Source organism: uncultured Imperialibacter sp. (genome assembly GCF_963974565.1).
Taxonomy (GTDB): Bacteria; Bacteroidota; Bacteroidia; order Cytophagales; family Cyclobacteriaceae; genus Imperialibacter; species Imperialibacter roseus.
On sequence record NZ_CAXBCJ010000024.1, the window covers coordinates 23,694 to 46,236 of the forward strand.

Sequence of the window (22,543 nt, forward strand, 5' to 3'; positions counted from 1 at the left end):
CGCTCTCGATATGCCAATCTGACATTAAATGACCCAGATAGGTGTAAAATTCGCTCGGCCCGTATAAATTGCAAGAGATATGCCAAAAAATAGTAGGCAGCCTCTGGCGACCCTTTCTATTTCTCATCAACCCATGTACTTGACAAAACCATCCAATAGATTCAATAATTTCTACGACTGTTTCCAGCCTTCTGCGAAATGGTGGCTTCCTGCGCTGTTGACCATTTCTCTGCTGGGTTCTGTCGCTTTCCCGGCACTTGCCCAAAGGAACAAGAAGAAGAAAGCCGTCCCTTCAAACGTTGAAACCAGCCTTGATTCACTCGCTGCGCCTTCTGAGATAAATGTTTTTGAGTTTCCGAACATTAACAAGGTGGCTGATTATGTAGACAAAAGCAAGCTGGAACGCATCCAGAAACTTGAAGCCAATAAAGAGTGGGAGGCGCTGTATCCGGCACTGAAATCTTATGTCAGAAACTTTGGTGTACAGAATTTCTACAAAGACACCTACCTGATTTGGCGACTGGCCAAATTGACAGAACTATTTGACGGGCTTGAGGAAGCAAAGCCGCTATACAAAATGGTGTTACGCCACCACCACAAGGATATTAACCTGCGGGAAATTGAGCTTTATTATGACTCACTTAACAAACAGGAGGTCGACTTATATGTTCCGCTCGATTATTACTATGAGTTGGTGGAACACAGAAAGGCCATCGACACGCTCCGGCCTCCAAGGGGGGTTTTGCTCAATATGGGTGGGAACGTCAACAGCCGCAATGCTGATTACGGCCCTACTTTGAACATCAATGGAGACATCCTGCTTTTTACCTCTCAAAGAAATGAAATCAGAAGGAGCCTGAATACGCAAAACAATGAGGATCTCTTTATTGCCAGAAAGGAAGGACAGTACTGGCAGGAGGCCGTTGCCCTTCGGGAAATCAATACAAAATTCAATGAGGGGTCGGCAACCCTGAGTCGAGATGGGAAAACCTTGTATTTTGCCAGGTGTGATGCCCCGGAATGTATCGGAAGTTGCGATATTTTCGTTGCAAAGCTTCAAGCAGACAGCACCTGGGGCAATATTCAAAACCTTGGAGCCAAAGTGAACAGCCTGAGCTGGGACAGTCACCCCGCCCTGTCGCACACCGAAGACACGCTCTTTTTTGCCTCAGACAGGATAGGCGGCTTCGGACTGTCCGATATCTATTTTTCCTACAAGCTTAAGGGCGGTGGCTGGGCTCCTGCGCAAAACCTGGGCCCCATAGTGAATACCCGAAGCAATGAGGTCAGCCCCTTTTTCCATCCCCGGTACAATATTCTCTACTTCAGTTCCAATGGTCAGCTTTACAACTTCGGTGAGTTCGACATCTATAAATCTTATAAGATGGGGCACATCTGGGGCGAGCCGGTCAATATAGGGCCGCTGGTGAATGGCAGGGGAAGCGAGTTCTATTTTACCATCGACGCCGAGTCAAAAGATTTGTTCTACGCACGGTCGGCCAACAGAGACTTGAACATGCAGGATCTCTATTCCTTTCCCCTGCCCATGGAAGCACAGCCCGGCTCAATAACAAAGGTGAAGGGTTCATTGACCGACAGCCTGACAGGAAAACCTTTCAATGGAATTGTTTCTATCATCGACCTCGACGATGGGATTGAGGTGGCACCGAGGTTCCTGAAGCCAGACGGCAGTTTCGAGTTCGACCTCATCAATAACAACAACTACCTGCTGGTGATTCAGGGCGACGACTTTTTCAGGATAGAAGAGATGTTTTACCTCAATGGGCCAATGGAGCTGAACAGAACCACTGAGCCAATTGCAAGCAAGGTCAAATTCGAGTCTATTGAATTCGAAAACGGCAAGTCTGATCTCCGAACGGAAATGTATGGCGACCTTAATAAGATTGTGAACTTTCTGTACGACAATCCAGACTTTAAGCTGCGAATTTCGGGACATACTGATTCGGATGGCTCACCAGCATTTAATCTAGCGCTGTCTAAGTCGAGAGCTCAGAACATCAGAGACTACATGGTGATATTTGGTGGTGTAGACGAGCGAAGAGTGGAGTTTGAAGGTTACGGAAGCAGCCAACCGATTGTGGTGGAGAAAACAGAGCAGGACAAGACCCTGAACAGAAGGGTAGAATTCGAAATATTCAGGCCCGGTGTAAAAAAAGAAGGTGATCAGGGGTCTGGAAACTGAGCCGCCTAATCACCTTCATAACACCTTACTTTCTCTAAGCTTTAGATTTTCAGGATATCGTTGAAGATGGCAAAAACCATTATCGACAGCAACAACACCATACCGACCTTCTGCGCATTTTCCAGAAATTTATCTGATGGCTTGCGGCCAGAAACGATTTCGTAGGTGAGGAACATCACATGCCCACCATCGAGTGCGGGAATAGGCAGAAAGTTCATAAAGGCAAGCACCATTGAAAGGAAGCCCAGCTTTTGCCAGAAATTCGTCCAGTTCCAGGTGCCCCCAAATATCTTGGCAATACCAATAGGTCCGCTCACAGCCTTTGACGCTGACACCTCGCCACTGAATATCTTCCCAAATCCTCTGATGTTTAGCCAAACCCAGCCAAAAGCCTCGTTGGTTCCAGCCACCAAACTCTGACCAAATGTGAAGTCACGGTGAGCAACGTCGACCAAAAGAGTGCGAACAAAGCCAACCGTGCCATCGGTATCGATGGGGATATGAAGCTCAGTTGTCGTAAACATTCCTTCTTTTTCAACGGGCGCTTCTCCTATCGGCCGCTCCACAACAGCCAGCACTGTGTCACCAGCGTTCTCTGTAGCAATCTCCTTGAAGTCAGCAAAGTATCTCGCTGGCCGACCATTGATAGTAACAAACCTGTCACCTTCCTTCAACCCTGCCACATCCCCGCCTGAGCCACTGGCAACTTCACCAACAGCAAACGGAAGTCTGTAGTCAATAAAGCGACTTACGGCATCCTTATCAGATAATTTGTCGAGGAAGCCAGTTGGTATTTTCACAGTTACAATCTGCCCGTCACGGTCAACCGTGTAGGTGCTTCCTGCTTCCATGATCACATCAGGATTCATCACCTCATTGAAGTCTTCAAAATCCTTTCCGTTGATTTTAAGAATTTTGTCTCCAGTTTTAAACCCTATCTCCTGTCCCAACTCGTAGGCCACAATACCATATTTGTTGGCCTCGTCCCTCGAAATGTAGGTATCACCATTGAAAAAGGTCAGCAACACGAAAATGACAATGCCTGTTATCACGTTCACTATGATTCCACCCATCATCACGATCAGCCGCTGCCAGGCTGGCTTTGCTCTGAACTCGTAGGGCTCCGGCTCTTTGTTTAAGTGCTCAGTATCCATCGACTCGTCGATCATTCCTGATATTTTCACAAAACCTCCGAGCGGAATTGCCCCGATGGAGTATTCCGTCCCACGGTAGTCAAACCCAAAAATTTTAGGCGGAAATCCTATGGAATATTTTTCGACCCGCATGCCAAAGAACTTGGCTGTGAGCAAGTGGCCGAATTCATGTAATCCGACTAAAATAGAAAGTCCCAGCAAAAGCTGGGCAGTCATAATAAGTGCCTCCATTAAGCTATTAAATCTAAAGCGATGTTTCTTGTTTCTGTATCTGTATCAACATAGTCCTGATAATCAGGGCTTGAAATATAGGGTATTTTAACCAAACACTTCTCCACTATATCCGACATTTCCATAAAACCAATCTTGTCTTTAAGGAAATACTCCACTGCCACTTCATTGGCGGCATTCAGCACGCATGGCTTATTGCCACCCTCCTTTAAAGCGTCAAAGGACAGCTGAAGGTTCCTGAAGGTTTCTAAATCTGGTTTTTCGAAAGTCAGGGAGGGATATTCTGCAAAGTTAAACCTTGGGAAGTCGGATTTCAACCTTTCCGGGTAAGCCAGCGCAAACTGGATGGGTATACGCATGTCGGGCAACCCGAGTTGTGCTTTTATGGATCCATCTTCAAATTGCACCATCGAATGAACGATAGATTGAGGATGAACCACCACGTCAATTTTGTCGGCGGGAATGCCAAATAACCACCGTGCTTCTATCACCTCAAGCCCCTTGTTCATCAATGAAGCTGAGTCAATGGTGATTTTGGCCCCCATGTCCCAATTGGGGTGCTTCAGCGCCATTTCTTTGGTCACCTTCAGCAGCTCACTTCTTGTTTTTCCACGGAAAGGCCCACCTGAAGCTGTCAGGATGATCTTTTCTATCGGGTTATGGAATTCACCCACAATGCACTGGAAAATTGCTGAATGTTCGGAGTCAATAGGAAAGATATTCACCGCTCTTTCCTGTGCCATTTTAGTGATAAGCTCACCGGCCACCACCATGGTCTCTTTGTTAGCCAGAGCGATTGGCTTTCCTGCCGCAATGGCGTTCATGGTAGGTTTCAACCCAGAATAGCCCACAAGTGCCGTCAACACCATGTCAATGGTGTCCATTTGCACGATCTGAGAAAGCGCATCGAGCCCGGCAAAAACTTTGATATCTTTTGGTAATAATGCATCGGCTACTTGCTGATACAAGGTTTCATTGCCAATTACCACGGCATTGGGAACAAACTCCAAAGCCTGGCGAATCAGCAAGTCAGCATTATTTTGAGCAGTAAGCACTTCTACTTCAAAGGCTTCAGGATGCCTTTTTATCACATCAAGCGACTGAACGCCAATGGAACCGGTGCTACCAAGGATAGCAACCCTTTTTTTCGGTCTTTCTTGTGTCAAGGTGTTGTGTTTATTCTTTGTACTTCAGCAATTCTTCCGCCATCTTTCTGTCGTTCGAAAGCCTTGGTAATTTGTTTTGCCCTCCGAGTTTCCCAATTGAGCGCATATAATCAATAAAGGCATTCTTTTTAACCGGTATGATATGAAGTTGTTCGAGAATATTGCCGGAAATAAGATCGAAGTAATAGCTATTCAGTTTTTGGAGCGAACTGTCGAGTGATGACTTAAAGGCCGTGATGTCGGCAGGCATTTTACTGAACTCGATATACCACTCATGCCTTGGAAGTCCTTTTTCAGGCGTCACGTTTGGCGCTACGGTAAACTCCACGATGTCTGCCTCAGGAAAACTCTCCAAAGTCTTCTTCATCGCATTTTCTACTTCCTCCCCGATGACGTGCTCACCAAACGCTGAGATAAAGTGCTTGATCCTTCCCGTTACCAATAATTTGTAAGGATCTTTCGAAATAAACCTCACTGTGTCGCCTATCGAATAGCCCCATAGGCCTGCGTTACTATTAATGATCAGAGCGTAATTCGTATTGAGTTCTACCTGATCGAGGCTTAACCGGGTGGGCGTTTCGTTGAAATACTCATCAGCCGGAATGAATTCGAAGAAAATACCGCTATTCGCCAACAGTAGCAGCCCGGGATCATCCTGCTTGTCCTGAAAGGCGATGAAGCCCTCAGAGGCGGGATAAGTTTCCACTGAGTCGACCTTTTTCCCAATGGTATCAAAAAGCTTTTGTCTGTAGGGTTCAAAGTTGACCCCACCGTATATAAACAGCGAGAAGTTCTTGAAAACATCCTTCACCGGCATTTGCCTCTTCTCCACAATCCTGTCGAAATACATTTGCACCCACGGCGGAATACCTGAGATCAGCGTCATGTCCTGATCAATGGTCTCTTCTACTATCTTATCTACCTTGGCTTCCCAATCTTCCATGCAATTGGTGGCGTAGGAGGGCAATTGATTGGTGCGCAAATAGCCCGGCACATGGTGGTTTACAATGCCCGACAGGCGACCAGTATTGACACCAGCCTTCTGGTCAAGCACGGGGCTACCAGAAAGAAAAATGAGCTTGCCATCCAGGAACTTAGCATTGCCAGTTTCGTGCACATAATTCAAAATCGCATTGCGGGCACTATTGATATGATTAGGAATCGACTCTTTGGTGATGGGAATATATTTGGTGCCAGAGGTAGTGCCCGAAGTTTTTGCAAAATAGGCAGGCTTTCCCGGCCAAAGTACGTCATTTTGTCCGGTTAGCATTTTCTCCACGTAAGGCTTCAATGCTTCATAATCCCGAACAGGCACCTGCTTTTTGAAGTCATCGTAAGTGCGGATATCCTTGAAACCGTGGTCATTTCCAAAAACCGTGTTGCTGGCTTTGCTGACAAGGTTTTTAAGTGTTTTATGCTGATAATCAGGGGCTTTTTGCTCCCATTCTCTTTGCTCCCGCACAACGAAGGCGGCGAATGGCTTGCTAAGAACTGATCTGATTCCCATAATTAATGATAAAGGCGCAAAATAAGTAAATGAGCTTTCTAAAACCTAAGCAAGCCTCTTTCGTTTTTATTTTGCACAGTTTTTGACGATACCCAATGCACTGACGTTTAGGTAACAACACAACGATGTTGACTTCTTAATTCTTAAAACCTGATGCTATGAAAAAATTTATTGGAATTGCAGTCTTGAGTTTTCTGGGTGGCATTGGTGGAGCCTTTGTATATGAGACGCAACTGTCGACCAAAATTGCTTCTAATGACTTACAGGATTCAGACTTCTATTTCTCAAAAAATGTTAGCCACGGCGAAACCAACAATTTTTCACCGGCGGCCTCTGAGCCCTTCCGAAACGACGCAGCTGCAATAAACGATTTACCAGACCTGGTGAATGCGTCGGCACGCAGCACCAAGAGCGTGGTGTTTGTGAAAACCGTGAGCGAAACCGACTACCGCACCGGCAGCTGGATGGATTGGTTTTTCGGAGGGCCGAGCCAGTCGGTCAGCTCAGGGTCGGGAGTGGTCTATTCAAAGGATGGCTATATCGTGACCAATAATCACGTCATCAACGATGCCGACATTATTCAGGTGATTCTTGACAAAAGAACCTACGACGCCACGCTGGTAGGCACTGACCCGTCTACCGATTTGGCTGTGATTAAAATCGAGGGCAATAACCTCCCGGCCATCGAGGTGTCTACTTCAGCCAACGTTAGGGTGGGCGACTGGGTGCTGGCTGTCGGTAACCCGTTCAATCTTACCTCCACTGTCACCGCTGGTATTGTAAGTGCCAAGGGCCGCAGCATCAATATACTGAAAGACCGATTCCCTATTGAATCTTTCATTCAAACCGATGCTGCCATTAACCCCGGAAACAGCGGAGGGGCTTTGGTCAACACATCAGGACAGCTAATTGGTATTAACACAGCCATTTTGTCTCAAACGGGTACTTACTCAGGCTATGGCTTTGCTGTGCCTGTCGACATTGTAAAAAAAGTAGTGAACGACATTATCAACTATGGGCAGGTGCAAAAGGCCTTTATTGGGGCAGAGTTCATTGACATAGACAGCGACATTGCCGGCAAACTCAGCCTGAGCAATCTGGACGGTGTGATCACCTCGTACGTTCAAAGGGGAAGCGCCGCCGACAAGGCTGGGCTGGAAAAAGGTGATGTAATCATTAGGGTGAACGACAAGTCGCTCAACAACAAAACTGAGCTTGAGGAGTTGATGGGCTACCACTACCCTGGTGATAAGTTCGTTTTGGACATCAAGCGAGGCGATAATGTAGTCAGGAAACAAGTAACACTTCTCAATGGCGAGGGAAACACTGAAGTGCTAAGAAGCAGTGTCTACTTCTCAGAGAAGCTGGGCGTGGAGTTTGAGAAGGTGTCGAAAGTCGAGAGAGATCTTTTAAAAATTGACAATGGCGTTCGGGTGAAAAAAATAAGGAATGGTTTTTTCAGGCAGCTGGATATTCCGGAAGGCTTCATTATCACCAACATCAACAACCGGCCGGTTGAAACGCCGGAGGAGCTGGCCAATATTCTGGAGAAAATCAAGGGAAAGGTTGTCATCGACGGCATTACCTCCAAGGGCCGGAGGGTGTACATACCTTACAGGTTCGATTGAGAAGCACAAAAAAAGGACGGGGTCTCCAAAATGGGGGCACCGTCCTTTTTTTAACCGCCAGTTGAAGCTAGACAGTCCTCATTTTCAGTCTTTTCTTTAGCTCATCAACAGAATACCTGAACTTGGCGTCGGTATCAATCATGTCATTGACTGCCTGCACGGCGTGAATCACAGTGGAGTGGTCACGACCACCAAAATGGTAACCGATAGATTTAAGCGAATGGTTGGTATAGTCTTTTGAGAAATACATGGCCACCTGGCGGGCAATAACGATTTCCTTCTTACGGGTTTTGGCTTTCAAGTCTTCCAAAGCCACATTGAAATAGTCGGACACTGCCTTTTGGATATAGTCAATACCCACCTCAGTATCGTAGTCGTTAACAATATTTTTTATGATCTGCTTGGCCAACTCAAGGTCAATCTCTCTTTTTACCAACGAAGAATGGGCAATAAGTGAAATCATCACGCCTTCCAACTCTCTGATATTGCTGTCGATGGTGTAAGCCAGGTACTCAAGCACATCCTCAGGAATAACAATTCCCTCCGCCTGAGTCTTCTTTTGAATAATGGCCACCCTTGTCTCAAAGTCTGGCGTTTGTATGTCTGCGGTAAGACCCCACTTGAATCTTGACACCAGTCTTTCCTGAAGACCTTTCAGCTCTCTCGGCGGGCAATCGGATGTCATAATGATTTGCTTTCCGCTCTGGTGAAGGTGATTGAAGATATGGAAAAATATCTCCTGCGTTCTCTCCTTGTCACGAAGAAACTGTACATCGTCAATAATCAATACATCTACTTTCTGGTAGAAATTGATGAAGTCCTGAACAGCATTGTTTCTCAAAGACTCTATGAACTGATTGGTAAACTTCTCCGACGCCACATAAAGCACCTTTGCGTCCGGGTTGCTTTCCATTATCTGGTTACCAACCGCCTGAACAAGGTGTGTTTTGCCAAGTCCAACACCGCCGTAAATCATCAACGGATTGAAGGAGGTAACACCGGGTCTTTGGGCCACAGCATAACCAGCTGAGCGGGCCAATCTATTGCAGTCACCTTCTATATAGGAATCGAAAACATAGATAGGATTCAATTTGCCTGTCAATGTTAAGAATTCTGGCGTCACTGCCGGGCTTTGTTGCACATTTTGTCCATTTCCAACATGATTTTGTCCAAAACGGCCAGGAGCCTTGTTTACCGGATAATTAACAGTCAATGGCTTTGCCTGCTCATTTCCTCTATCTATTACCACGGAATATTCCAATCTTCCGTTGGGCCCTAATTCCTGAAGTATCGCCTTCCTTAAAATATGAACATAATTATCCTCCAGCCATTCGTAGAAAAACTGACTGGGGACCTGAATGGTCAAAACACTTTTATCTAATTTTATGGGTGTAATGGGCAGAAACCACGTTTTAAAGCTTTGTTCCTGTATCTCATGCTTAACTAAATTCAGACAGTTTTCCCAGATTTGTTGATGCATGGTGGATTAAAAAAATGTTGTTATTGTTGCAGTGATTCTCCTTTCTGAACAGGAGGTAACATCAAAGGTGTCAAAAAAAAAAGTAATAAAAAAACACTGCGACGCTTGACTTTTTGGTTTGTCGAATTGTCAAATAAAAACAGCGTTTATAGCTGAAAATTCTTTAAAAAATACAATTATTACCTAAATGTTATGAAACAAACTTAAATCTCTTTTTTGGTAATTCAAAGGGCCCGTCTGTCTATATAAATTTAATGTTCGTCCCACCCAAAATACTTTATCTTTGTTAACACTTGACTCAAAAATAAGAATAGCTTATGAGTAAATGGGACATGTCCAATTTCCCTCCATCCAATCATTCTCTTTGGAGAGAAAATGCGTTGAAAGAATTGAAGACAAAGCAACTAGATTCTTTGCAATGGCACTACGATCCCGATGTTATTATTCAGCCTTATTATGAAGAAGCTGACGCTCCCTTCTCCCTTGCCGCAGACGCCAATGCCGAGTTACTGCCTCACCAACAGATCGGAAGGCTTTGGTACTACCTCGATTCCGTAACTGTAGACACTCAAATTACTGATAATAAGGATGCTAACGAAATAGCTCTGGAATCTTTGGGTCAGGGAGCTGATGGCATTTTGTGGAAACTAAAAGAAGTTGATCAGCAGGCCCATGTTACTTTATTTAAAGATATAGGCTTCGAGTATTGTCAGAACGCCTTTCAGGTGACTCAGTGGGGTGTGGCTGAGGAGGCATTTTTCCAGCGTCTTTTTTCGGGTTCCTTCCTGAAAAAAGACATCCTTCCTGGCTTTTTGTTTTATGACCCCACGTCTGATTCAGACAAAGCGCTGCGAATTGAGGCTCTTTTTCCTCAAGGGACAATGTTTCGTCCCCATTGTTTTGACGCCACATCGAAACTAGCCAGCTCACTTTCACCGACTGGTCAAATCGCTTACATGCTGTCGGCATTCGTTGAAAGGTGCAAAAAGCTGACCGACGCAGGTGTCTCTATTAACACCATTGTAGACAGAATGATCGTTTGTGTAAGCATCGGCAGAGACTTCTTTCATGAGATGGCCAAAATCAAAGCCATCAAAGTTGTTCTCTCTCAGGCTGCCAATCATTTCGAGGGTGGCAAAGTGTCTCCCGCCGATATCAAAATATATAGCCAGGCCAATGTCAATACACACTCAGTTGTTGATCCCTATGTCAACCTTATTCGTATGACATCTGCTGCAATGGCTGGCGTAAATGGAGGAGCCAGCTACCTTTCAATGCCGGGCTTCGATAGCAGAAACCCCTTCTCGCCGGGTCAGTTTTCTCAGAGAATTTCAAGGAACATCTCGAACCTTCTCCGGGACGAAAGCTATTTTGACAAAAACTGCGACCCCATGGCCGGGTCTTACTTCCTGGAAAAACTTAGCGCCGACTTGGCCAGTGAAGGCTGGAGAAAAATGCAAAAAGTGGAGTCTTCAGGTGGGTTTTCGAGCTCACTTTCTGGCAGCTACTGGCAGGACGAAGCAAATAACTTTGAAGAGAAAGAGAGAGCTCTTATTTCCAGTCGAAAGCTGAACGTTGTAGGCGTAAATAACTTCTGCGACCTCAGCCTTTTTGAGTCGTTTCCCACCCTCAAAAGCTACAACAACGAGGGCTCGTTGCTCTCATCATTTGAACACCTCCGGATTAAAATGGAGGACTACCTGGCAAAGCAGTCCGGGCAGTCCAGACCTGCTGCTATGGCCATCTTCTTCGGTGACAAGCAGGCGTCACTGGCGAGGTATAATTTTGTAAAAGGAGTATTGCCCGCCGCCGGCATCAACGTGGCCGAATGGGTACCATGGTCACCACAGCATGCGGCGCCTTTTTCTGCCGACACCCAACTCATCATCGTGTGCAGCTCCGATCAAGATTATATTGAATCAGGCCCGGCCGTGTTTCAAGCCTTGAAAGTACAGTGCCCAAAGGCACACCTGGTGCTGGCGGGGAACCCTGGCAGTAATGAAGAGCAACTGACCAAAGCAGGCATAGACAGCTTCATCCATCTTAAATCTGATTTTGTTAAAATGCTCTCCTCTTACCAAAAGCTATTTGGCATATGACTACACCTGATTTCACAAAAATTCCATTTAGCCCGAAGGCAGGTCCAGAGAAACAGCCCTCTGCAGGGGTAGCCACATGGAAAAGTGCAGAAGGTATTGATGTGCCTTCCATGTTCAATAAAGAGCATCAGGAAAAAATCACCCAGGGTGCTTTTGCGGCCGGGCTCCCTCCTTTCCTGAGAGGCCCGTACAGCACGATGTACACCAGCAGACCCTGGACGATCAGGCAATATGCCGGTTTCTCAACGGCGGAAGACTCCAATGCCTTTTACAGGAAGAACCTTACCATGGGACAAAAAGGGCTTTCAGTAGCTTTTGACCTGGCCACCCACCGAGGCTACGACTCCGATCACCCCCGGGTAGAGGGCGATGTGGGTAAAGCTGGCGTAGCCATTGACTCTGTAGAAGACATGAAGATCCTCTTCGACCAAATTCCCCTGGATAAGATTTCAGTGTCGATGACGATGAACGGAGCTGTTCTCCCAATTATGGCTTTTTATATAGTAGCGGCAGAAGAACAGGGAGTGAGCCCCAACCTACTAAGTGGCACCATTCAGAATGACATCCTCAAGGAGTTTATGGTGAGAAATACCTACATCTATCCTCCTGTGCCGTCCATGCGAATTGTCGGAGACATTTTTGAATACACTGCCAGACGCATGCCTCGTTTCAACAGCATTTCGATCAGTGGCTACCATATGCACGAGGCGGGCGCTCCTGCTGATCTGGAGCTGGCATACACCCTGGCCGATGGGCTGGAATACATAAGAACGGGGCTGGCCGCCGGTCTCAAAATTGATGAGTTCGCCCCACGGCTCTCTTTTTTTTGGGGCATAGGCATGAACCACTTCATGGAAATCGCCAAACTAAGAGCAGCCAGGGTGCTGTGGGCACAGCTTGTAAGTCAATTCAGTCCTGAGAACAGCAAATCGCTTTCGCTGCGAACGCACTGCCAAACGTCCGGGTGGAGCCTTACCGAACAAGATCCGTTCAATAACGTCGCCCGGACAACCATTGAGGCCATGGCAGCGGTGTTTGGTGGCACACAGTCGCTGCATACCAACGCCCTCGACGAAGCTATTGCTCTGCCGACAGACTTCTCAGCCCGAATAGCGAGAAACACCCAGCTGTATTTGCAGGAAGAAACCAACGTCACCAAAGTAGTTGATCCGTGGGGAGGCTCTCACTATGTAGAATACTTAACCAACGAGTTAATAGAAAAAAGCTGGGCGCTGATAGAAGAGGTGGAGGCACTTGGCGGCATGACCAAAGCTATCGAAAGTGGTCTGCCTAAAATGAGAATAGAAGAAGCTTCTGCAAAAAAACAAGCAAGGATTGACTCGCAGCAAGATATAATTGTAGGAATTAATAGGTATATTACGAAAGAAAAAACTGATATAGAGCTACTTGAGGTTGACAATGCGGCGGTAAGAGCGAAGCAAATCCAAAGACTTGCCAGGCTCAAATCGAGCAGAAATGAGTCCGGGGTTGTTGCAGGTTTAGAAGATTTGACCAAATGTGCTCAGACTGGCAAAGGCAATCTTTTGGAAAAAGCAGTAAACGCTGCCCGGTTGAGAGCTACACTCGGTGAAATCTCCTTTGCTATGGAAGAAGCTTTTGGCAGACATAAGGCGGTCATCAAATCGATAGCTGGCGTTTATGCCAGCGAATCGGGTTCCAGCGATGATATAATCACGGCAAGGAAGCTAACTGATCAGTTTGAAGAACTGGATGGCAGAAGACCTCGGATTCTGGTGGCAAAAATGGGACAAGATGGCCATGACCGGGGTGCCAAGGTGATTGCCACAAGCTTTGCTGATCTAGGGTTCGATGTAGATATTGGCCCACTGTTCCAAACACCCGAGGAAGTAGCCATGCAGGCGGCAGAAAACGACGTCCATGTCATTGGCGTTTCGACCCTGGCAGGTGGACACAAAACGCTCGTTCCGAAGTTGATTCACCAACTAAAGGCAATCGGAAGGAGCGATATCAAAGTAGTAGCCGGGGGTGTAATCCCGGAGAAAGATTTTGATTTTTTATATCGTGAAGGCGTTATCGACATATTTGGCCCCGGGACAGTGGTCCCCAAAGCGGCCATCTCAATTCTCAGAAAATTAATGAGCATTTGACTTTACACATCATCAACTTTTTGAAGCATGAAAAATTCATTCAAGCATTTACTTTCCCTTATTGTCTTTTTGATTTTGGCCGGGCCAAATGGTGACGTTTTTGCCCAGAACTGGCCCAAACTATTTAAGAAAGCCAATGACTCTTACGCCGTTGGCGACTACCCCAAGGCCAAAAAGTCGGCCGGTAAAATTGTCAAGAAAACTACCAAAAAATTGGGAGCAGAGAACAAGTACCTGGCAAGTGCCCTGGTGCTTGAGGCTCAAATAGACTGGGCTGCCGGGCTGCACAAAGACATGGCGGACAAAATAAGCCGGGGTGTGGCCATGAGCGCCAAGGTAAATGGTGAAACGTCGGTGGATCATGGTCTTCTTCTCTATGAAGCTGCCCATGTTTGGGCAGACTATGGGCACTTCGTCAACGCCCAGGATCTTCTTACTAAAGCGAGGGCTGTATTGGAGGCAAGTGGTGCTTCCAATGACGAAATGAAAATAAAGCTGGCCTTGCTCCAAACTAGAATACTGAAGGGAAAGGGGTTTTATGCCGATGTAGTCAAATATATCAACGGCAACCTTGCAAGTACGCAAACTGCTTACCAGTCAGCTGCTGGCAAAGAGCTTATTGCCAGCCTAAAAGGTGCCTATGGTGAATTGTTAATGCACAAGGCTGATGCATTCCGACTCATGGGAGACTATATCAGATCAGACTCTGCCTTTATTTTCACCCAGCAATGGATTGGAAAAGAGCTTGGCAAAAACCCGCTTATTTACAGTCAAACGCTTTACCTCAATGCAAAGCTGCTGGAGGAAAATGGAATCGATCCCTCTGCCCTGCCCGCCCTGTATGAGGACGCCCTTAAAAATACAATGCGGATTCATTCAGCATCGCACATTGCCAGGCTGGACATGATGGAAAGCCTTATTCGCTCTTATTGGAGAATAGACAACTATTCAAAAACCAGCAATAACACCAACCAGTTCAGGGCTATCCTTAACAAAAGCTTTGACAAAGAGAGCTTGAACAGAGCTCGGCTTGAAACCCTACCGATGGACATTAACGCACCAAGCACGAAGGTATTCGGCCAGGAAAAAGATGCTGCCTCTAAGGCGTACGGTAACCTTTACCCGGAAATTCACCCTGAGAGACGAAGGATACTTGAATTTGCCTACCGTGCTGCCCAACTGAATAATAATGCGGAAAATGCGGAAAAGTACCTTCTCGATATCCTAAAAATCGAAAAAGACATGCTCGGTGCCGATGCACCTGAGTACCACCTTTCCAGGGTAATGCAAGCCAACTACCTCGTTGAATACTCCGACAAGTTTGCCGAAGCAAAGAAAATATATGATGAGAGCTTCCATGGAGTGATCGAAAAGGAATTCTCCCAAGGCCATGTTGAGTACGTGAATATCCTCAACCACCTGGCGCAGTTTTACGAGGAAAATGACGATTTCAGCAACGCATCAAAAACACTTGACAAAGCACTGAATGTGTCTCGTGTGAAATACGATAACAAGGATGTGAATTATGGTGTCGAGTTAGACAAGATTGCCTCCCTCCAAATGAACATTGGAGAATATGAGAAAGCAGAAAAAAACATTCAGGAAGCAACCAATATCCTCGCCAAACCTTCCTCCCTTGAGGAAACACTTCACTATACCAACCTATTGACTACCAAAGCGAGATTAATGGTTATTCAAGGCCTCTACGACGAGGCAGAAGGCCTCCTTTTCGAGTCAGAACGAATCAAAATTAAGAGTGGATTGAACCGATTGGGCTCTGCCGGGCAAAACACGGAAGACCTTGCTGAACTGTACTATCATTTGGGTAGATATAGTGACGCAACCGATTTGGTAGATAAATACCTGAAGAATACAGAAAAACAGTTTGGCGCCACAAGCAGGCACCTTTTGCGCCCATTGGTTTTGAAGGCACAATTGAAGTTGGCTGCCGGTGAGTATACCGATGCGGAGTCGTTCGCAAGAAGATCTCTTAATATAGCAACGGCTGTGTTTCCGGCCTCTTCCTCCAAGCTGGCCAGCAGCCTGATAACCTTATCCCGGCTCTACACAACAATTGGAGACTACGAAAAAGCGGAGCAATTTATCTCCCAAGCCATCGCTAACCAGGAAAAGCAGTTCGGAAGGGGACATGTAGATGTTGGCCGGTCGCTGGCACAGTTGGGAATGATTAAATTTTACGACGGCGCCAGTTTCAAGCAGCAACAAGACTTGCTAGTTGAGGCAGAAAAAATCGTTGGAACCAAGCTGGGAAGTAAAAACCCGCTCTATGCTGAAGTATTGAAAGATTTGGCCACTGTGAGTATTTACGCTGGCGAATATGACATTTCCCTGCAGTATCTTGAGGAGGCATGGACAATCTGGAAAGACCGAATAGGAAAGCGGAATAACGTTAATGCTGCTGTGGTCAACACGCTGAAAGGTGACATCCAGTACCAGAAAAGGCAATACGACAGGGCAGACAATTTTTACCAGGATGCCCTAAAGACGTACGCCAAATTTTTCTCCACCTCTCACCCCGAATATGTGAAAGTTTTGTCGAAGCTGGCAAAAACTTACTACATGAATGGAGATATCAGAAAGGCTCAGAACACGATTGAGGAGACACTGGGCAACTATCAGGAGTTCATAAAGACCTACTTCCCTGCATTGAGCGAAAGAGAAAAGGCCAAGTTTTGGAACACCATTAAGTCCGACTATGAGTTCTACAACACACTGGCACTGACCAGGATAGACAAGAAAGAAGACCTGATCGGCGATATTTATAACAACGCCCTGCTTACAAAAGCACTCCTGCTGAATACATCAATAAAAATCAGAACCCGTATCCTTTCCAGCGGCGACAGCACGTTGATAAATATGTACAGCAGCTGGATAGCCAAAAAAGCCCAGCTGACCAATGCCCTGTCTATGTCAAACGATCAGCTACTGGAAAACAATGTGAACCCGGCTCAACTGGTACAAGAGATGGAAGCATTGGAGAAACAGCTCAGCTTAAAGTCAGAAGTATTCGATGAAGGCGTTGACAACAAGGTTATTACCTGGCAAGATGTAAAAGCTGTCTTAGGCGAGAATGAAAAGGGGGTCGAAATTGTGAGATTCCGTTATTTCGACCATGATTTTACTGACTCCGTCATGTACGCTGTCATCTATGTCGACAATGAAAAGCGCAGCAAGCCGAAACTGGTGCTACTAAGGAATGGCGCTGCCCTCGAAGGCAGGTACATGAAACTGTATCGAAACAGTATTAAGTTTAAAATCGAAGATGAGTATTCGTATGATCAGTTCTGGAAACCTATCGTTGAAGCTGTAGGGCAAACATCTACAATCTACCTCTCCGCCGACGGTGTTTATAACCAAATCAATTTGGAGGCGATACCGACTGGTGATGGTAAGTATGTCCTCGACAATTCAAACATCATCCTTGTGAGTAATACGAGGGATCTTGTAAACAGGAATAAGAAAAAGAAAGCGCAAGCACCCGCTGAAAACCTGGCATTGATGTTTGGAGACCCGATTTATTATGTAAAGTCAGAGGGCGCAACTGCCGGAAACGAGAACTTAGCAAAAAGCATTGGCATGAGTGAAGTACAGCGACTTCCCGGCACCCATGAAGAAGTGGTTGAACTCAAAAAACTGCTTAACGATAATGGCTGGAAAACGCAGGACTACCTCGAACTCAAGGCGGGTGAAGACCAGGTGAAATCAATGAAAAGCCCAAAAGTATTCCACATTGCCACACACGGGTTCTTCCAGCCGGCGATTGAAGAAAACAATATATTTGCCGGACTCAACGAGTCGAAAGCTTACGACAACCCGTTGCTTCGATCTGGGCTGCTGATGGCCGGAGCTGGCGACATATTGAACGAAAGCGCCTACAACTACAACAGCCAAAGCGGCATCCTAACTGCCTATGAGGCCATGAACCTCAATCTGGATCAAACGGATTTGGTAGTACTGAGTGCCTGCGAAACAGGGCTTGGTGAAATGGAAGCTGGAGAAGGAGTGTATGGACTGCAGAGAGCCTTCCTGGTTGCCGGAGCCAAAACAATCATCATGAGCTTGTTCAAAGTATCTGATGAGGCCACACAGCAGCTGATGGTTAAGTTTTACCAGAAGTGGATCACCACCGGAGATAAACGCAGGGCTTTCATTGATGCTAAAAAAGAGATAAGGAATGAGTACCGTGACCCGATTTACTGGGGACCTTTTGTAATGATAGGGTTAGATTAATTCTAGTACACGCACCTGACTTGAAGGAGACTGTCGAAAGGCAGTCTCTTTTTTATTGTTAACCTGTTGCCTGTCAGGAGCTTAGCAAAGCTATAGCATTAGAGTGAAGCCAGCAGCGGTCAGATGAACGGATGCCGGGAGATTTCTTGAAGGCGTTCTGCTAGCCGGAAGCAGCCGTCGCAAAGATGGCGCTGCTTTGCTATTGGGTCAATCAGTTGGAATCAGTTCAGAATTTCAAGGCCTGATCTCATGACGTAACCGGGATCAATCTGTATTTCTGGGGGATTAACTTTTGGCATGGGTATTTTATGCTTGCATAAAAATGCAAAAGATTCAAGCCTGTCCGACTGGAGACGCCCCGCCGGGCGAGACGCATTGAACCAGTTTTGCTTTTTTATTGCCGCCTATTTGCTGAATCGAATAACGTTCCTTTCGAGTTTTATACCCCAGGTTTTCCGCTTGATCCCGTAACCGCTGCCCTAAGAATCTCCGTTCTAGCCTTCACCTCTCTCACCTGAACCCAACCGCTTTTCTTTTGTCAGCATATATGGCCATAAAAAAAGGGGCTTCCGCCCCTTTTTTTATTTATTTTTTGCCTTGTCTTAGTTAGCTGTCGCAGCAGCAAGACCGTTCTTTACAAGGAAGCTCTGGTACATGTCCTGGAAGTCCTGTACTTCAGGAGACATTTCGATAGCCTCTTCGTACTTGGTCAGTGCATCAAGCACAAGATTGTTTTCTTCGAAGAAAGAGGCATAAATGATCTTATTCAGCGGTGTTTCTTCGTTTACTTCACTCTTAAGTCCTTTGATGTTTTCATTCACCTTAGCAGACTCAGTGTTTGAAAGACGCTTGATGCCATAGTCAGATGACTTCAAATCCTCGTCACCTTTAACCTTAACATTAAGAATCACTAGTCTCTCCTGAGCCAGCTTCGGGTTAGTGAAGTCAAGCTCATAAGCTGTCTGATCAGTTTCGATTTTAGCCACCTCCTCATCAAAAATGTTCTTTACAGTTACTATGTAAGTTGCGTCGCCCTCACCGATTGCCTTCCAACGAACAATAGCATTGTCACCATAAAAGTCAACAGAGTTTGGAAGCATCACATTGATAGCAGACGTATTAGTAGCTCTTTCAACAGCACCAGTTGCCTTCATGTTTGACCGGTAATTTCCACCACCATCGCTTTCATTCATTTTAGCAGCGATGTAGCTAGTATAACGGCTGGCAGTAGTAGAGGTCGTTGCTGCAATTTTTGCAGACAAATCGTCAATCTTTACCGTGCCTGGAGTTCTTATCTCAGTCGTTTTACCGCTGCTGTGCACCAGTCCGATATAAGCGCCATTTGCAGCGATGATTTGATCACCTTTCGCAAGCGTTGCGCCAGTTTTCAAGGTCTCTGCCTGACTTGCACCAGCCTTTTTTACTTGGTTTTCACCTTTATTAGCCAATACACGAAACTCATAACCCTGAGCCAATACATTGCTGCTCAAAAAAGTCAGCAACACCAAGAACGTCAAAAGAATTGTTCTCATTTTCATAGGTCTAATTTTTAATGTTTTACAATTTAATTTTTCTTTTTCTACTTTTAAAAAGCCCGGTGACTGAATTCTTCACCACGCTGTAATATACCTCCAGAGAATCGCCGGCAAGTGCTATTGCTACCATGCCAATGGTTAACTCCGGTTTATAATTGAACTTGTCCAATACATAAACATTCATAAAGCTGATGCCCAAAACTTCCACCAGCTGTATCAATTTAGTGGCACCATCGTACCACTTGGAATACACTCTGTATATGTAAGAAAAAGCCGCTACATTGATCAAACACAACAGCACACCAATTATAGCGCCGGTTGCATCATCCATGGCATCAATGTAATCCTCATTGAGAATCATGGCCACAATGTTGGCATGCACAACTCCCCCAAACATATCCGGATAGGATCTTCCTGCAAACTGCGAGTTAATCGGCGAATAGTACTTGTCTTCTATTGTCAGTCTATCACCAAGATACTCACCTAAAAAGCAGAAGATCACAATTTTATCCTTGATCAGAGATGGATCGAAGTTCTGATCAAAAACTTGATTAACGTCCAGTGCGAAAAACATCGTACCATACACCGACGCACCGAAGTCCATCACATTGCCTCGGTAATTAATCGTTTCCCGCTCGTTGCCTCTTTTCAACAACCTGTCTACCTTTTCAGGTTCCAAATACTGAGCCAGCTTTACAGCAAATGCCAGTTCTTGTTGCCCTGCCACCATCTCCTTGGGAGTGAACTCCCGGGTCATTTTCAACTCTTCCTGAGTTTGGGCATCTGTTATAAAATTAACAAAACCCGTCTCAGCATGCTGAGTGAATCTTGGAAGAGATTTCCCCAGAGAATCAAATTCCAGCTTCTCTTCATTAAAGTTCTGAAGAATGCTACCAATTACCAGGTTATCAACCCTCGAAAAAGCATCCTCCATAATGGCATCGACAGCAGAATCTTTGGGCGTTCTGAAATAGGTATCGAGGCCAATTACCTTTGGTTCATATTGATTGACAATATCAATCATATACCCAATATCTGCCCTGTTTACCCTGCCCAGGTTCACCAGCACAATCCTGTCGTCAGGAACTGCCGGCTCCCTTAGCTGGGAGAATACCACATCAGTGAGCTCTACATCTCCAAGAGCGTCTCCAATCGGATCAAATAAGTCAAAGACCTTAAATGCGGTAACGGAATAAAACGTCCACATCAGTAAGAATATGAAGGCTGTTCCAAAAATCGAGTCCAGCCAAAATTCTCTTCTGTTTGCTTTCATAGTAGATTAGTTGCTTTGCCAACTGGTAAGTAACTAAATATTCACGAACCGACGATACAAACATAAGTAAAAGACAAATTAAACTTAAAATAGAACAATTTTTTTTTCGGTTCTTTCGACGAAGCTTATTATTTGAGGGACGAATGTATATTGTAGTCGGTTTAAGCCAGTATGACTTTTTCTTGGATGTCAACGAATATACCAAAAAGACCAACATTAGAGGAGTTGATTAGCGGAATAATCAGGGGCGACAGGGTGGCTCTGGCCAGGGGTATTACCCTGGTGGAAAGTAAACTACCGTCTGACAGAGCGCTTGCTGAGCAACTGATTGACAGATTGTTAAGCAAAACAGGCAAGGCGACGAGAATTGGTGTTTCGGGTATACCAGGCGTTGGGAAGAGCACCTTCATAGAAGCCTTTGGCGTACACCTTACCAGACTAGGTAAAAAGGTGGCAGTATTGGCGGTTGACCCGTCGAGCAAGCAAACCAAGGGCAGTATTTTGGGCGACAAAACCAGGATGAATAAGCTCGCCGTCAACCCAAATGCCTATATAAGACCCACTCCTACGGGTTCTACCCTCGGGGGCGTTGCAGATCAGTCACGTGAGGCCATGTTACTGTGCGAAGCGGCCGGGTTCGACGTCATTTTGATAGAGACTGTGGGAGTAGGTCAATCGGAGACCCTGGTAAGAGACATGTGTGACTTCTTTCTGCTGCTGACCATAGCAGGAGCAGGCGATGACCTGCAGGGTATAAAAAAGGGCATTATGGAGATGGCCGACGCCATTGTGATCAACAAGGCAGACGGTGACAATATTCCGGTAGTTAAGAAGACCCTCCAGGAGCTTAAACAAGTGGTTCACTACTTCTCGCTGCCTCCTTCCGGCTGGGTTACTCAGGTGACAACATGCTCCGCTCTTCTCGGCGAGGGAATAGGTGAGTTATGGATTTTGATTGAGTCGTTCAACGAAAAGATGACTGCCAATGGCTATTTAGCACATCAGCGATCCCAGCAAAACCTGCAATGGATGCATCAGAAGCTTGATGGGCTTTTGAAACAGGAATTCAATCGTCTGGTAAAAGAGGAAGTCAAAGACCTCGCTGCAAAAGTGGAAAATAGAGAGCTAAACCCCGTAACTGCAGCCCACCAGCTGTTTGACCTCTACAAAAAAAAGAAGGGGTGAAAACACCCCTCCCCTATTAATTCATTCTTTTGACTGAGCCTGCGCCGTTTGAGTCAGCATAAACCTTCTGCGGATTGCCTTTGTAACGAACTGAACCTGCGCCGCTACATTCTGCCCTAAGCTCTTTGTTGGCCACTACCCTGGCCGTCCCAGCCCCTGAAGACTCGACCTCGGTGTAGTCACATTCAAACTCCTCGGCATTGTAGCTTCCCGCACCGGTTATATCAATGACTTGTTCCCTGGCCTTTCCTCTCAGCGTAAGTGTGCCTGCACCTGTCATGTCAGCCCTTAGCCTGTCTGTCTCAATGATCAGCTTTGTAGAACCGGCTCCACTTACATCCAGATCGAACGTCGAAGCTGTGATGACATCGTCGCATACAACTGTGGAAGCCCCGCTTAAATCCATGCCGTTGATGTTAGAAAACTCAATAGTCAGATTCATGGGCCCGCTCGACCTGAAATTATTGTCTTTGATATAGACTTTCAAAGTGCTGCCAACAACCTCGGTTCGAATTCTGTCTATCACATTGTCATCTGCATCAATGAATACCCTGTGCCTGCCGGTTTTCTTCAATGTCACTTTAAAAGCGCCACCGATATCGAGGCTGCTGAACGAAGACAACTCTCTTGTTTCTTCTCCAGCCCAAACCTGGCTGGCAATTAGTAATCCAAGTATAAGTACTCCTATCTTTCTCATAATCG

At 45.9% G+C, this 22,543-nt stretch carries 13 protein-coding genes; 6 read left to right on the top strand and 7 right to left on the bottom strand.

The annotated features are described in order from the left end of the window. Window positions 1-79 precede the first annotated feature (79 nt). Window positions 80-2,203 carry an OmpA family protein gene (locus AAC052_RS24270; protein WP_317489697.1) on the top strand — a complete coding sequence of 708 codons (2,124 nt, stop codon included), beginning with the start codon at window positions 80-82 and terminating at the stop codon, window positions 2,201-2,203. Window positions 2,204-2,244: 41 nt separating this feature from the next. Here AAC052_RS24270 and rseP read toward each other — a convergent pair whose 3' ends face one another. Genes rseP through AAC052_RS24285 form a run of 3 tightly spaced genes read right to left on the bottom strand, consistent with a single transcriptional unit; the run spans window position 2,245 to window position 6,261 of the window. Then, the gene (gene rseP / locus AAC052_RS24275) at window positions 2,245-3,588 is read right to left on the bottom strand and encodes an RIP metalloprotease RseP (protein WP_339815818.1); all 1,344 of its coding nucleotides are present in this window, start codon (window positions 3,586-3,588) and stop codon (window positions 2,245-2,247) included. Further along, the gene (locus AAC052_RS24280; RefSeq protein ID WP_339815819.1) at window positions 3,588-4,754 is read right to left on the bottom strand and encodes a 1-deoxy-D-xylulose-5-phosphate reductoisomerase; all 1,167 of its coding nucleotides are present in this window, start codon (window positions 4,752-4,754) and stop codon (window positions 3,588-3,590) included. The genes rseP and AAC052_RS24280 overlap by 1 nt, the downstream gene beginning before the upstream one ends. Before the next feature lie 10 nt (window positions 4,755-4,764). Then, the gene (locus AAC052_RS24285) at window positions 4,765-6,261 is read right to left on the bottom strand and encodes a GH3 auxin-responsive promoter family protein (protein WP_339815820.1); all 1,497 of its coding nucleotides are present in this window, start codon (window positions 6,259-6,261) and stop codon (window positions 4,765-4,767) included. Window positions 6,262-6,419: 158 nt separating this feature from the next. Here AAC052_RS24285 and AAC052_RS24290 point away from each other — a divergent pair, with 158 nt between their 5' ends. Beyond that, entirely contained in the window at window positions 6,420-7,889 is a 1,470-nt protein-coding gene (locus AAC052_RS24290) for a trypsin-like peptidase domain-containing protein (protein ID WP_317489693.1), read from the top strand. A gap of 67 nt (window positions 7,890-7,956) precedes the next feature. On the opposite strand, the gene dnaA is transcribed toward AAC052_RS24290, so the two are convergent. Further along, entirely contained in the window at window positions 7,957-9,369 is a 1,413-nt protein-coding gene (gene dnaA, locus AAC052_RS24295) for a chromosomal replication initiator protein DnaA (protein WP_317489692.1), read from the bottom strand. A 317-nt stretch (window positions 9,370-9,686) separates the two neighbouring features. Here dnaA and AAC052_RS24300 point away from each other — a divergent pair, with 317 nt between their 5' ends. The 3 genes from AAC052_RS24300 to AAC052_RS24310 are packed head-to-tail and all read left to right on the top strand — an operon-like array spanning window position 9,687 to window position 17,848. After that, a complete protein-coding gene (locus tag AAC052_RS24300) occupies window positions 9,687-11,468 on the top strand; it encodes a methylmalonyl-CoA mutase family protein (RefSeq protein WP_339815822.1) in 1,782 nt (593 codons plus the stop codon). Further along, window positions 11,465-13,597: a methylmalonyl-CoA mutase gene (gene scpA, locus AAC052_RS24305; RefSeq protein WP_339815823.1), complete on the top strand. Its 2,133-nt coding sequence runs from the start codon at window positions 11,465-11,467 to the stop codon at window positions 13,595-13,597. The genes AAC052_RS24300 and scpA overlap by 4 nt, the downstream gene beginning before the upstream one ends. A gap of 27 nt (window positions 13,598-13,624) precedes the next feature. Continuing rightward, complete coding sequence (locus AAC052_RS24310; RefSeq protein ID WP_339815824.1) at window positions 13,625-17,848, top strand: CHAT domain-containing tetratricopeptide repeat protein; 4,224 nt, start codon at window positions 13,625-13,627, stop codon at window positions 17,846-17,848. A 602-nt stretch (window positions 17,849-18,450) separates the two neighbouring features. On the opposite strand, the gene AAC052_RS24315 is transcribed toward AAC052_RS24310, so the two are convergent. Then, window positions 18,451-19,386, bottom strand: a complete 936-nt coding sequence (locus AAC052_RS24315; protein ID WP_317489688.1) for a hypothetical protein — start codon at window positions 19,384-19,386, stop codon at window positions 18,451-18,453. A gap of 19 nt (window positions 19,387-19,405) precedes the next feature. Then, window positions 19,406-20,656, bottom strand: coding sequence for a CHASE2 domain-containing protein (locus tag AAC052_RS24320; protein ID WP_151999676.1), 1,251 nt, complete (start codon window positions 20,654-20,656; stop codon window positions 19,406-19,408). A 186-nt stretch (window positions 20,657-20,842) separates the two neighbouring features. Between AAC052_RS24320 and meaB the strand changes: the two genes are divergently transcribed. Continuing rightward, window positions 20,843-21,841: a methylmalonyl Co-A mutase-associated GTPase MeaB gene (gene meaB, locus AAC052_RS24325; RefSeq protein ID WP_339815825.1), complete on the top strand. Its 999-nt coding sequence runs from the start codon at window positions 20,843-20,845 to the stop codon at window positions 21,839-21,841. A gap of 16 nt (window positions 21,842-21,857) precedes the next feature. On the opposite strand, the gene AAC052_RS24330 is transcribed toward meaB, so the two are convergent. After that, window positions 21,858-22,538, bottom strand: a complete 681-nt coding sequence (locus AAC052_RS24330; protein WP_339815826.1) for a head GIN domain-containing protein — start codon at window positions 22,536-22,538, stop codon at window positions 21,858-21,860. Between the last annotated feature and the right edge of the window lie 5 nt (window positions 22,539-22,543).